The sequence below is a fragment of the Streptococcus suis genome (assembly GCF_002964045.1).
GTDB lineage: Bacteria > Bacillota > Bacilli > Lactobacillales > Streptococcaceae > Streptococcus > Streptococcus suis_U.
The window spans coordinates 25,750-38,940 of record NZ_POPB01000355.1 but is presented as its reverse complement, the minus strand read 5'-3'; the positions used below and the strand labels follow the sequence as shown (position 1 = coordinate 38,940).

10 protein-coding genes and 1 pseudogene are annotated in these 13,191 nt (G+C 44.4%); 3 read left to right on the top strand and 8 right to left on the bottom strand.

Going from position 1 to position 13,191, the window contains the following annotated elements:
• Window positions 1–6: 6 nt before the first annotated feature.
• Complete coding sequence (locus C1E99_RS08640) at window positions 7–1,275, top strand: PLP-dependent aminotransferase family protein (protein WP_105207293.1); 1,269 nt, start codon at window positions 7–9, stop codon at window positions 1,273–1,275.
• A gap of 112 nt (window positions 1,276–1,387) precedes the next feature.
• On the opposite strand, the gene C1E99_RS08635 is transcribed toward C1E99_RS08640, so the two are convergent.
• Window positions 1,388–2,239 (bottom strand): DegV family protein, encoded by an 852-nt coding sequence (locus C1E99_RS08635; RefSeq protein ID WP_105207292.1) that lies wholly within the window; start codon window positions 2,237–2,239, stop codon window positions 1,388–1,390.
• Window positions 2,240–2,372: 133 nt separating this feature from the next.
• Here C1E99_RS08635 and C1E99_RS15505 point away from each other — a divergent pair.
• A pseudogene (locus C1E99_RS15505) lies at window positions 2,373–2,630 on the top strand (TetR/AcrR family transcriptional regulator); the annotation flags it as partial.
• 169 nt (window positions 2,631–2,799) lie between these two features.
• On the opposite strand, the gene proC reads toward C1E99_RS15505, so the two are convergent.
• The 4 genes from proC to C1E99_RS08610 form a co-directional block, all read right to left on the bottom strand.
• Window positions 2,800–3,585, bottom strand: coding sequence for a pyrroline-5-carboxylate reductase (proC, locus tag C1E99_RS08625; RefSeq protein ID WP_105207290.1), 786 nt, complete (start codon window positions 3,583–3,585; stop codon window positions 2,800–2,802).
• Window positions 3,586–3,594: 9 nt separating this feature from the next.
• On the bottom strand, window positions 3,595–4,833 hold the full coding sequence (locus tag C1E99_RS08620; protein ID WP_105207289.1) for a glutamate-5-semialdehyde dehydrogenase: 1,239 nt from the start codon (window positions 4,831–4,833) through the stop codon (window positions 3,595–3,597).
• 66 nt (window positions 4,834–4,899) lie between these two features.
• Window positions 4,900–5,976 (bottom strand): glutamate 5-kinase, encoded by a 1,077-nt coding sequence (gene proB / locus C1E99_RS08615; protein ID WP_105207288.1) that lies wholly within the window; start codon window positions 5,974–5,976, stop codon window positions 4,900–4,902.
• A 148-nt stretch (window positions 5,977–6,124) separates the two neighbouring features.
• The gene (locus C1E99_RS08610; RefSeq protein ID WP_105207287.1) at window positions 6,125–8,593 is read right to left on the bottom strand and encodes a bifunctional DnaQ family exonuclease/ATP-dependent helicase; all 2,469 of its coding nucleotides are present in this window, start codon (window positions 8,591–8,593) and stop codon (window positions 6,125–6,127) included.
• Window positions 8,594–8,702: 109 nt separating this feature from the next.
• Here C1E99_RS08610 and C1E99_RS08605 point away from each other — a divergent pair, with 109 nt between their 5' ends.
• Entirely contained in the window at window positions 8,703–9,341 is a 639-nt protein-coding gene (locus tag C1E99_RS08605) for an MBL fold metallo-hydrolase (RefSeq protein WP_105207286.1), read from the top strand.
• Window positions 9,342–9,383: 42 nt separating this feature from the next.
• Here C1E99_RS08605 and C1E99_RS08600 read toward each other — a convergent pair whose 3' ends face one another.
• From C1E99_RS08600 to C1E99_RS08590, 3 genes are all read right to left on the bottom strand, one after another.
• Window positions 9,384–9,890, bottom strand: coding sequence for a GNAT family N-acetyltransferase (locus C1E99_RS08600; RefSeq protein ID WP_105207285.1), 507 nt, complete (start codon window positions 9,888–9,890; stop codon window positions 9,384–9,386).
• A gap of 68 nt (window positions 9,891–9,958) precedes the next feature.
• Window positions 9,959–11,974, bottom strand: a complete 2,016-nt coding sequence (locus tag C1E99_RS08595; protein WP_105207284.1) for a M13 family metallopeptidase — start codon at window positions 11,972–11,974, stop codon at window positions 9,959–9,961.
• A 61-nt stretch (window positions 11,975–12,035) separates the two neighbouring features.
• On the bottom strand, window positions 12,036–13,058 hold the full coding sequence (locus tag C1E99_RS08590) for a PhoH family protein (protein ID WP_105207283.1): 1,023 nt from the start codon (window positions 13,056–13,058) through the stop codon (window positions 12,036–12,038).
• Window positions 13,059–13,191: the final 133 nt, after the last annotated feature.

Sequence of the window (13,191 nt, the reverse complement as noted above, 5' to 3'; positions counted from 1 at the left end):
GTTTCTATGAACAAATACCAGGTCATCATCAGAGATATTTTAGAAGCCATCGAAAACAACAGCTATAAACGGGGCCAAAAACTGCCATCCATTCGCAAACTCAGTCAAGAATATAATTGTAGTAAAGATACGGTTCAAAAGGCCTTGCTAGAATTAAAATACCAAAATAAGATTTACGCCGTTGAAAAAAGTGGTTACTATGTCTTAGAAGATCAGGCTTTTAAGGAAGAGGCTCTTGAATTAAACCCTGCTGATTTTCAAGAATTACCCTACGAAGATTTTCGAATCTGTCTTCATGAGAGTCTGATTGGTCGAGAAAACTACTTGTTTAACTACTACCATCAGCAGGAAGGGCTGGCAGAATTGATTGCATCTGTACAAGAACTCTTGATGAATTATCATGTCTATACAAAAAAAGACCAGCTAGTTATTACTGCTGGTAGCCAACAAGCCCTCTATATCTTGACCCAGATGGATTTTGGACCTGGAAAAACAGACATTTTACTGGAAAACCCGACCTATTCGAGGATGGTGGACCTGATTCAGCACCAACATATTCCTCACCAGACCATCGAACGCGACTTTTCAGGTATTGATCTAGAAAAACTGGAAAAAATCTTTCAAACAGGACGGATTAAATTTTTTTATACCATTCCTCGTTTGCACAATCCACTCGGAACCACCTACGATACCAATACAAAGGCTGCGATAGTCAAGTTAGCCCAGAAATATAAGGTCTATATCGTAGAAGATGACTACCTGGCAGATTTTGACTCCAGTCACAGTCTTCCCCTACATTATCTTGATACGGATCAACGTATTATCTATATCAAATCATTTACACCGACGCTGTTTCCAGCCCTTCGTATCGGTGCGATTAGTCTTCCTAGCCAGTTAAAAAACGCCTTTATCACGCACAAGAGCCTGATTGACTACGATACCAATTTAATCATGCAAAAGGCTCTCTCGCTCTATATCGATAGCGGGATGTTTACTCGAAACACACAGAATCTTCATAATGCCCACCATGTCCAATGGTCTGACATGCAGGAACTGGTTAAAAATGCGAGTCTGCCACTAGCCTACGCAATTTCAAAAGGCAGTGTCACCTTTCAGCTGGCCAAGGGACGACTCCGTCCTTCTATCACAAAGCAAATCACAGCAAGTTCATTCTTCCAAGGTGAAGAATTCGACTTCCTACAGCTACAATATGATTCACATTTTTCAACAAAATTGAAAGTTTTGAAAGACATTTTTGTAAAAGAAAATCTGTGAAGACCTACCCTCACAGATTCGGATAATCAAATAAATACAAGTTGCAACTTCAGCCCACTGTCAATTTCCAAGCGGTTCTTGATTGTGGTCTGATTTTTATTTTTAATGCGTATTAGTTTTTAATCTCATAGCCCATCAAGAGTCCGCCATCTTCTGCGTAGAAACTACAAAGTCCAGATGTTGCGACTTGGTCAACAATTGCATTTGGGAAAGTAGATTTAACCAGTTCCGAAAATTGTTGGAAAAATTTGTCATTATTGCGGTGGGCCATGACGATACGACCTCCGTTATAGCCTGCCTTTTTCATTTCTTCAAATGTCGCTACAACGGATTTCTTATGACCACGCGCCTTTTGGAGCAATTCCAACTTGCCTTCAGAACTTGCTTCACCAACCATACGGATATTAAGTAGCCCGACAACTGTTCCAACAAGTTTGCTGAGACGGCAGTTCTTGACTAGATTATCTACCTTTGCCAAGACAAAAAGCAGTTTGCTATTTTCTTGATAGGTGGTAATAGCTTGTACCAATCCCTCAAATTCTAATCCTGTCGCAATTAGACGATTGATTTCATCCACGATCAAGTCCATCTCCCCACCAGCTGACAGGCTATCAATCAAATGGATATTGACTTCTGGATGCTCCTCGACATACATGTCACGGGCTACTCGCGCCGCATTAAAACTACCAGACAAACCACCGGTAATGGTCATCACGATAATATTTGCTGCACCTTCAAAGGCTGCTTGATAGGCTTGTGGACTTGGGCAGGCTGATCCCGCTGCGGATTTGGACGCTTCCATGACTTCCATCATGTGGTCAATGTCCAAATTCGCATCATCCACAAAGGCCTGGCCCCCCACTTGAATGGTCAATGGTACACTGATAAACTCTGTATCTGGTGCAAGATTCTTCAACTGACGGTAGTCACAACCTGAGTCAACAACAATTTTCCATTTAGGCATAGGATTCTCATTTCTACTTGTTTATTCTACTGTTTTATTTGACAATAAATCTCTATTTACTTACAATTATATCATTAAACTATATCATCTGAAAACATTTACTTTCCGATGTGACACATGTGAGAGGAAATCTATGGCAGAACGGAAGATTTCACCAAAATCATTAAAAAATCTCTACCAATCCAACAAGGAAGCCAATCAATTAACCAAGGAATCCATCGAAACAGCTCTGCTATTTCTCCTAGAAAAAAAAGACATCAAGCAAATTTCCGTTTCTGAATTGGTCCGAAAAGCTGGAGTATCGCGTAATGCCTTCTACCGCAATTACAAGTCCAAGGAAGAAATTCTTGAGGACTACTACGAACGGACTTCCAGCAACCTCAAGAAAAAATGGCAAGATCTGCAGGATAAGGTCCAGAAAGACGGTGTCAAGCAGAGTTTTGCGGAATTTGTCCACGAACAAAAACGCAAGGCCGGACAAAGCAAGGCCCTGTCCAACGTCAGCCAATGGATCAAAGAAAAAACAAAACGGGATTAAAAGTCCCGTTTTTTGCTGTCTTCTATTTTTTCCCTAATTTCTTTGTCTTTTTGAGGGCTGCGGCGACCGCCTTGATAATAGCGTAACGGAAGCCTTCTTTTTCCAGTGCCACCACGCCTGCGATGGTTGAGCCGCCTGGCGAGGTCACTTCCTGTCGGAGTTGGGCTGGGTGCTTGTCGCTCTCCAAGACCATCTGAGCAGTACCTGTTAGGGTCTGAGCCGCCAGAATCTTGGCATCCTGAGCCGTCAGCCCGTTCTGCACACCGGCATCGGTCAGGGCCTCGATCATCTGATAGACGAAGGCAGGGCCGCAGCCTGCGATAGCCGTTGCTGCATCGATCAGGCTCTCTGGCACTTGCTGAACCTTGCCTGATTTTTCTAGGATTTGTTCCAATAGCGGAGCGAAGTCTTGATTGACCAAGCTATAGGTTGTCATGCCTTGGCCGATAGCGACTGGTGTATTGGGCATGATCCGAATGAGTTTGTCTGCCGACACAAATTCTGCTAGGCTATCAAGAGTCACTCCTGCTGCCATGGAAATCCAAATGGCCGACGGATTCTGGCTAATCTGGGCCTGTAAGGTTGACAAAACGGACTCAATCAGGTGAGGTTTGACCCCAAGGAAAATGACCTCGGCCTGCTCTGCTATTTCCCCATTAGAAAAAAGTTGACCGCCTACCTTCTCTTGAAGAGCCTGGGCTTTTGCTGGGTTGTGGTTGCTGAGTAGGAGCTGGGTGTCTGGCTGCTGGCTGACCGCTTGGGCCAGGGCCGCTCCCATGTTGCCCAGTCCGATAAATCCAATCTTCATCTTGTCCTCCTAACGAATGTGACCGTCGCCTGTGATGATGTACTTGTAGGTGGTCATCTCACGCAGACCCATAGGACCACGAGCGTGCATCTTCTGGGTGGAAATGCCCAACTCGCAGCCCAGACCGAACTCGCCACCGTCTGTGAAACGGGTCGAGGCATTGACATAGACTGCTGCCGAGTCCACATGGAGTGTAAAAAGTTCTGCCGTTTGGCTGTTTTCCGTCACAATAGCCTCGCTGTGCCCTGTCGAGTGTTGAGCGATGTGGCTGATAGCCTCTTCTACGTTTGAAACGACCTTGACAGCCAAGATATAGTCCAAAAATTCTGTATCAAAATCTTGGTCGCTTGCTGGTGTGGATTGGTTTAGAATAGCCTGGGCCTGACCGTCAGCACGTAATTCCACCTGACCAGAAAGAGCTTCTTCCAAGCGAGGTAGGAATTGGCTGGCAATAGCTTCATGGATCAACAAGACCTCTGCCGAATTACAAGCTGAAGGACGGTTGACTTTGGCATTGACTGCAATTTGTAAAGCCTTGTCCAAGTCCGCATCCTTGTCCACATAGACATGGCAGATGCCCGTACCTGTTTCGATAACAGGAACTGTTGCATTTTCTACAACGGCTTGAATCAAGCCCGCACCACCACGAGGCACCAATAAGTCAATCTTACCTTTTGCCGTCATCAGCTCTGTCGCAGAGGCTCGGCTGGTATCTTGAACCAATTCGATAACCTTGGGTGACAAGCCGACCTCTTCCAGTCCAGCTTTTAATGCCGAAACAATGGCCTGAGAAGAATGAAAGGCTTCCTTTCCTCCACGCAAGATGACCGCATTACCACTCTTGATGGCCAAGGCTGCGGCGTCTGAGGTCACGTTTGGTCGGCTTTCGTAAATCATTCCCACTAAGCCAAAGGGAATGGATTTCTTGCGAATATGTAAGCCGTCTGCCCGAGTAGATTCTTCCAAGACTAAACCGACAGGATCTGGCAAGCCAATCAAGGCCCGAATGCCATCCGCCATGGCTTCAATCCGTTCCTCTGTCAGCAGCAAACGGTCCTGCATCACCTGGCTAATCTTGCCTTGGGCATGTTCCATGTCGATGGCATTGCCTGCTAGGATTGCCTCCGTCTGAGCAATCAACTGGTTTGCCATAGCCGATAGGGCCTGGTTTTTCTGGTCTGTTGTTGCAAGGTTGATAGAAGCCTTGTGGGCCAATAAACTATCTAATAATGCTTGTGTTGTTGTCATAATTTTCTCCTATGTTAGTCTTTCAGTTTGCTCGTTCGTTACAATAATAAAAGAAAAACTGAATGACTATAAGCTCACCCAATCGTTGCGGTGAATAAGCACGCCCTCTGCTCTGCCATTTGCCAACTGGTCCTGCAAGTCCTTGGAGGACAGTTTGACCCGCCCTTTACCAATCAAACGGTGGTCCGCCTGGCTGTAAACTTCCACAACCTGCCCCACTTCAAAGTCGCCTTCAAGGGCTTTGACACCCGCAGCTAACAGACTACGACCTTGGTGCAACATAGCCTCAACCGCACCAGCATCCACTTCAACCGCTGCGTCTGTCCGAGCGTAGAAGGCCATCCACTGCTTGCGCTGGTTCATGGCATGGTCATCTGCTAAAAAGAGAGTGCCACGATTGGCCTGGGTGACTGCCTGTAAGAGAGCGGTATCCTCTTTTGAAGAGCAGATAAAGACAGGTACCCCTGACTTGGTCGCAATCTGTGCCGCCTGCAATTTGGTGGTCATGCCACCCGTTCCGTTGGACGAGCCTGCTCCTGCTGCCATTGCAAACAAATCTTCCGTAATTTCCTTGATTTGAGGCAAATGCTGGGCAGTCGGATCACTGTTGGGATTGGCCGTGTAAAGTCCATCCACATCCGTTAAAAGCACCAAGAGGTCTGCTTTCAAGAGAGAAGCCACCTGGGCAGATAAGGTGTCATTATCCCCCACCTTGATTTCCTCAATGGCAATGGTATCATTTTCATTGATAATGGGAATGGCCCGTTGCTTGAGCAAGACCTGCATGGCCTGAGAAGCATTCTGATAACGTCTGGCATCCGCAAAATCATCCTGGGTCAGCAAAATCTGAGCCGATACGATGCCGTCTTTCATCAGATTCTGCGTATATTCCTCAATCAGCAAGCCCTGACCCACAGCCGCAGATGCTTGCTTTTCCGCAATCTTGGTCGGTCGCTTGTCAAATCCCAATCTCCGAAAACCAGCAGCAATCGAGCCCGAAGTCACCAACACAATCTGGTAGCCCTTCTGATGCAACTGAGCTAGCTGATTGGTAATCCGAGCAATCTTAATCCGATCCAAACTCCCGTTTTCTTGTGTCAGTGAGCTGGTGCCCACCTTAAATACGATCGTTTCTTCTGTCATAATCTCTTCTCACAAAAACTAATATTTGGAAAATTATACCATATTTTAGGTATAAAGAAAATCAATGTTATTCGATAAGGAGTGAGAGAATCTGAGTAGCATTAAAAAAAGCTCGAAACAAAAGGAAGCCTAGCCGCTTCCTTTTTATCTATTCAAAAAATTCCTGTGCGATTGCTACCATCTCACTTTCACTAGGTTGCAATACTTGATAGTCTTTCTCAAAGAAGGACAGAATTTGCTGTCCATAGCGTTTGGTATGGATGCGAGGATCTAATACCAAAACTAGAGAATCTTGGTTGTCATGCCGATTAGTTCGACCGATGGCTTGTTTGAGCTTAATCATCATCATAGGCAGGCTGTAATCGTAAAATGGATTTTTTTCTTGCTCGCGTAGATGATGATTGATTTTCTGGACAAAACGGTCCTTGGGATTATCGAATGGCAGTCTCGTAATGACCTGAATCAGTTGGTGCTGACTGGCAAAATCAACTCCCTCCCAAAAGACACCTGTACCCAGCAAAATCTGACATTCCCCTCGTTCAAATTTGCGTTTGAGAGTCATTTCCTGGCCATGCTTGTGCTGGGCTAGGTGGGGAATATCACTTTCATCTAACAAATCCGACACCTGCAAGAGCAGAGAAATAGAGGTAAACAAGACCAAAATCGGTCGTCTCAGCTCTGCTATTTCTCCTAAAGTAGTAGCCAAATAAGCTGCATGCTCCTCCTTGGTCCAAGCGAGGATATCAGGGAGGTGGGTTGGAAAGAATAGCTGCTGGTTGGTCACTGCCTGCGTTGGAAGCAAGTCCATGGTGACCTGCTCAAATCCAAGCAAATCTGCTAGGCTAACCTTTTTACTGATGGTCAAGGTAGCGCTGATGCAGAAAATCTTGGTGTCTGGCAAGTAGTTGGTCACATTCAAAAGGCTGTCCTTGGAACCACGCAGATAAGCAATCCGCTTGTCCTCAAGATTCTTCTCCTCCAACCAAAAATGATCATACCTATCAAGGAGATGGTCCAGGTCCTGTAGGTCAATATCCTGTAACTCAGCCAGATTCTGCTTGACTTGGCCAAGTTCTTCTTTTGAAATTTCCCGCTGCCCATGCTGTCGAAAACGGGTCAAGAGATGGTTAAGCTCAAACTGGCAGGATTCATAAAGGCGCTGGTCTAAGAGCTTATCGGCCTTGTCTTTCTTGCTCTGCAATGCTTGCAAAAGAGCCGTTATATCCTGTGAATCCGTCGCGAGATTTTCAGCAGCCAAAAGAAATTTCTGGGCCTCGTCGATGACCACCAAGCGATTGTTCATCAGTGGATCTTGGTCCTTGAGATGACTGAGGAAATAGGCATGGTTGGTGACGAGCAACTTGCTGGTTAAGGCTTGCTTGTTCAAACGTTGCCAAAAATCCCAGCCCCAGAAAAGACTTTCTGGCTCCAAATTGCCATCATGGGCAATCTCATCAAAGTAGGCTTGATAGCGTTGTTTCTGCTTGAGTTCGTCCAAATCGCCTGTTTGAGTTTCCATCAACCAGACAAGGATATGCATCTTGAATTGATTGACTAGGCGATTGTCATCCTGTCTTTGCAGGGTTTTCCAATACTTATCCAATTTGATAAAATGCTTGGGCGACTTGAGGGATGCCATGGAAATATGGAAAATCTCTCGCAGCTTGCTTCCCTCTTTTTCCATAATTTGCTCTTGAAGGAGCTTGGTCGGTACCGTAACTAGTAGGGGTTGGTCCGACTTTGCAAGTAAGGGCAGTAGATAACCATAGGTCTTGCCCAAACCTGCCTGTGCCTGTATAAAATGCACTTTTTCTGCTTCTGCCAAGCGTTTTTCGACAACTTGAGCGAAGGCTGTTTGTTTTTTGCGTTCGTGTAGACCGAGTAGGGCAAGATTGGTCACAAAATCTTCCGATAGATGGTAGGCTGGCTGGTCTTTTACTGGCTTTTTCAAGACCAAGCCATGAATACTTTCTAGACTGGTCGACAAGGTTTCGGATAGATAGGGCACCAGCTCATCAATGACCAAACGGGATTCAAAGAGTAGATTATCCGCCAAATCAAGAATCTTTTCAACAATAGACCTGGGTAAGCTCTTTATTTTCTCTTGAATTTTGATGAGGAGACGAGCCGTTGCCATGGCATCTGATATGGCTGTGTGAGCCTGGTCCAAGCCAAGTTCCAAATGCTCTGCAAGATTTCCCAGACTATATTTGTCAAAGGTTGGGAAGAATAATTGAGATAGCTCCACCGTATCTACACGTGGCGTCAACAGTTCATAGCCTTCAAAAAAGAGGGCTTCCGCCAAGAGATTGGCATCAAACTTGACATTATGGGCGACGAAAATAGCATCACCAATCATGTCATAAATGGTACTTGCTACTTGACCAAAATCAGGTGCCTTACTTAGCTGTTGGTCTGTGATACCTGTCAGATTCTTGATATGGTCATCCAGTAGCTCATAGGGATTGATGTCCGTTGCGTAACTGTCAATGATTTCTCCGTTTTCAACCAGAACAATCCCGATTTGAATGATTTTTGCATCGGCTCCTGTACCAGTTGCTTCCAAATCCACAACGGCATACCGATTGCTTGTTCTTGTGTCTTTCATACTGTTCATTATAGCACATTCGCTCCCACTGAAAAAGCCTCAAACAAAATCCATGAATTCACTGGATTTTTTTGTTAGACTACTTGTATAAAAACTGTTTCTGGTAAGGAGAAGTATGATGTTCATCCATAAATCTGTCAACCCTGTTGCCTTTCAAAATACCTACTACATTGAAAACGATAGCCACCTGCTTGTCGTTGACCCAGGAAGTGACTGGACCAAAATTCAAGCAATGATTGAAAAAATTGGCAAGCCCATTTCAGCCATTCTCTTGACCCATACCCACTACGACCATATTATGAGCTTGGACATCCTGCGTGAGACCTACAATTTCCCGCCAGTCTATGTGGCTGAAAGCGAAGCCAGCTGGCTATTTACACCTGAGATGAACTTGTCTGGCCTACCTCGTCACGATGATATGGAAAATGTAGTCTGCCGACCCGCTGAAAAAATCTTCCAATACCAAGAGGACTACCAGTTTGACGGTTTTCGTTTCAAGGTTGTGCCAACACCCGGCCACTCCATCGGTGGGGTATCCTTTATTTTCCCAGAAGCTGAAGCGGTCATTACAGGTGATGCTCTCTTCCGTGAAACGATTGGGCGTACAGACCTGCCAACCAGCAATTTTGACGACTTGATTGCAGGTATCAGAGAACACATTTTTACCCTACCAAACCACTACACTATCCATCCCGGTCATGGTCAAAATACCAGCGTTGGACATGAGAAAAATTTCAATCCATTTTTTAGAATGTAAAACAAGTACTGCCCAGTTCTGATTGAACCAGGCAGTTTTTTATTATGATTCATCCAATGTATATTCGGCTATGACGATTGTTTTTCCAGCCAACTCTTTGACCTCACCAGTTGGGCAAAATCTGACCTTGGACCAAAAATGACTGGACTGGGGATTGCTTTCTACATAGCCAAGACGCACCTTTTTGAAGCTTGTTGCTAACTGGGGCAGAAGCTCTGCTATAATCTTTGAACCAAGACCTTGTCCAGAAAAATGAGCATCTACCATAAAAAGTCCGATATAGTAGGTATCTTCTGTCGGATAACCGTCAATTAGGTCTAAGATGGCAACTAATCGCTCTTTGTCCCAAAATCCTAGAAAATACTTATCTGATAGCTCCTTACCTGGTGGACAATCTATCAGGTCATTGGCCAAACTTTCCAGACTAGGTAGGGACGGAAAATGTTCAAAATAGAGAGGATTAGTCTGGTAGAGGGCCAAAACCTGCTCCAAATCAGCTTCAGTTAGCTTTCGAACTTGAAAGCGGGTGGATAAATTGGAAATTATCATAAAATCATCCTGCATTCTCAACATTCATTTTGGAATAGGTAAGTCCATCATAGATTGCTACCTTTCCTTTACCAAATAACCATTCTTTCTTCGGGTGCCCTATACATGGGGTCTCCCTTTTGAATAGTGTAAACTTCATAAAAATCATCCATCTGCTGTAACTGGATATTGACCCGAAATTCCTCCGGAGAATGCGTATCTACCTGAAGTTGATAACGGCCATAATCAACCGCAACCATTTCACGACGGCTACGGGCATAATTCTCAAAAAATTCTTTTAGGTTAGCTGACGGTTCTTCTTTTTTGAGCGTAGCCAAAGCAATCTGTATTCCTCCCAAATCCGCAAGATTTTCAGACAAGGTTAGGTGACCATCTACTCTACCACCATAGACTTCCTGACCATCAAATAAGTCTACTAGTGCTTGATTTTTTTCTTCAAACGCTAGTCTATCTTGCTCTGTCCACCAGTCTTTTAGACTACCAGTCTCATCAAAATTTGCTCCTATAGCATCAAAAGCATGAACAAATTCATGAGCAATAATTTTGCCAATCCCGCCATAATTCTCGGCCACAGATTGATTTTTGTCATAATACGGAGCTTGTAAAATAGCCGCCGGAATATAAATCGCATTCTGACTAGGAGCGTAGGCGGCTGTTACTTCACTTGCCGATACATTGCTAGCCCAAGTCTGTCTATCTATTGGCTGGCTATAACGCTCGAAAACTCCTGTTCTAGCTTGAATCGTAATTGCCAAAATATTTTCAATATAAGACAAGTCTTCACGAACCTTTAATGACTTGGTCCAGTCGCTCAACTCCCTTGGATAGCCGATATGATATGTGATATTTTCTAATTTTTTAATTGCAGCTTGCTTGGTGGTTTGACTAAGCCAATCATTGGCTAGAATCCTTTCCTGATAGGTCCTAGAGATTGCCTTAGCCATCTCCTGAATGGCAAGTAAGTCCGTTTCATCGGCATAGTTTCGACCATAATAAACACCCAAACTTTCCTTGAACATTCCAGTCACATCTAGATAAGTCATGTAATCATTCGGATAGGAGGCTGAAAGTCCTTGGACTTCTGCATGAAATCTCCCTGCTGTCTGCATGATTTCCCCAGTCAAATAGGGGGCTAACTTCATTGCTTGACTAACTAAAGCCCATGAACGATATTCTGAGAAATTTTCTTCCTTGACAATGTGGGATAATTGTTCAAAGTAGCTTGGATTAGAAACATAAACTTCCTCCGGTTCCAAGCCCACCAATCCTACCAATTGTTCTCCAATTGATAAAGTTGGAGAGTAGTTTTTGACCTCTGAGAATGTTCTAAGTTCTTCTGCGTTCACAGGTCCCAAATCATTATTCACATTCTCACTAGCTGGTAGAGTGTCAACGAGTCGATTGTCAAAAGTAATGGCTCCTTCAACCAAAGCAGTGGCCTCCTGGTCTGAGTAGCCACATTTTTCCAAAATATGGCTCGCAGATATACGGTAAGAATTCATGAGTTTCTCACGAACAGTCCTGTCTTCATAGTAGGACTTATCTGGTAGAATCGTCTGAGGTGGCAGCAAAATCAGCATTCTTTCAGATGTATTTCGTGGATTGGCAATCACATCAAGACCATAGGGCAATGGATAGTCCTTACGAATCCAATCTTGACTAAGCGATTTCAGCTCGGAAAACGAAGCAATTCCCAACATTTCATCCAGTATCATTCTAGCTACTCTGACACCATCTTCTTCCCTTTTGGTAAAATCAAGACCCTGCTGATACAACTTGATAAATTCTACTAAATCCTCAGACTGAGGCTCTAGCTGACCAGCTACCATTTTGTCAAAATCCGATTTTAATTGCTCATCGACATCCATTTGCAATCTTGTAAACTCATTGTAGAAAGGTGTGCCACTTGATAACCAGCTGCCATTTAACCAATCCCTATTTATAGCTTGATAAAAATTAGTTTGGATAGTCGGTTCTGCTTTTTCAACTTGTGTTTGGTCATCTCCCATTTTCTGACCACCACAGGCAGCTAAGAGACAGACAAAACCAAGCAAAACCAATCTAAGTAGACCTTGTTTTATCACTCGTCACTCCCTCACTTGTTTTTCCACAAACTATTTCGACAGGCAAAGAAGCAGAAAATAATTACTCCTCCGACTCTTGCTCTTTCTTCAGCTCCCCAATCGTTTCAAAACTTGCTCGACTATCCGCAGCCAGAGCCTCCTGCTCGTAGGCATTGATTATCTGGGCAACAACTGGGTGACGAACCACATCCTTGGCTGAAAAATGCACGAAATCAATCTGCGGTATTTTGCTTAGTTTCTCTGTCGCATCAATCAAACCTGACTTAACCTTGCGCGTCAGGTCAATCTGGCTAATGTCCCCATTGACAATCATCTTGGAATTAAAGCCCAGACGGGTCAGGAACATCTTCATCTGCATAATGGTGGTATTTTGCGCCTCATCCAAGATGACAAAGGCATCTTCCAAGGTCCGACCTCGCATATAGGCCAGTGGTGCAATCTCGATAATCTCGCGCTCCATTAGGCGCGTGGTCTGCTCCTTGCCCAAAATCTGATAGAGGGCATCATAGACAGGACGCAGATAGGGGTCTACTTTTTCTTTCAAATCCCCTGGTAAAAATCCTAAACTTTCGCCTGCCTCGACCGCAGGACGTGTCAGGACAATCCGCTTGACCTGTCCTCGCTTGAGAGCTGTTACCGCAAGAGTAACCGCTAAAAAGGTCTTCCCTGTACCAGCAGGACCGATTCCAAACACGATATCATGACGCTTTACGCTGTCCACATAGAGTTTTTGTCCAAGGGTCTTTACGCGAATGGGTTTGCCGTAGTTGTCCTTGATAATCTCTTCTTCGTAGAGGGCAACAAATTTTTCAATCTCATCATTTTTGACCATGGAAATGGCCGTGACCACATCTGGCGTATTGATGACTAAACCACGACTCACCAAAACAAGAAGAGACTGGATAACAAGACGCGCCTGTTCAACATGGTCTTCCTGGCCAATGACCTGAACTTTTTCCGTACGGGCATGAATAACAACACCTAGTTCCTGTTCCATCAGGCGCAGATGGCGTTCATTGGACCCAAAGAGGCTAAATAGGTCATCTGGGTGTTTTAATTGAATATCAATCGAATGTTCTTTCAAGTCTTTCTCCTTTGGTGCTTTTCTATTATTATACCAAAAATACTTGAAAACTGGCTTTTAAAGGCAAAAAGAAACCAGTGAACATGCACAATTCACTGGTAAAGGAGACCATTTTGGAATGTCTATTCAGAAC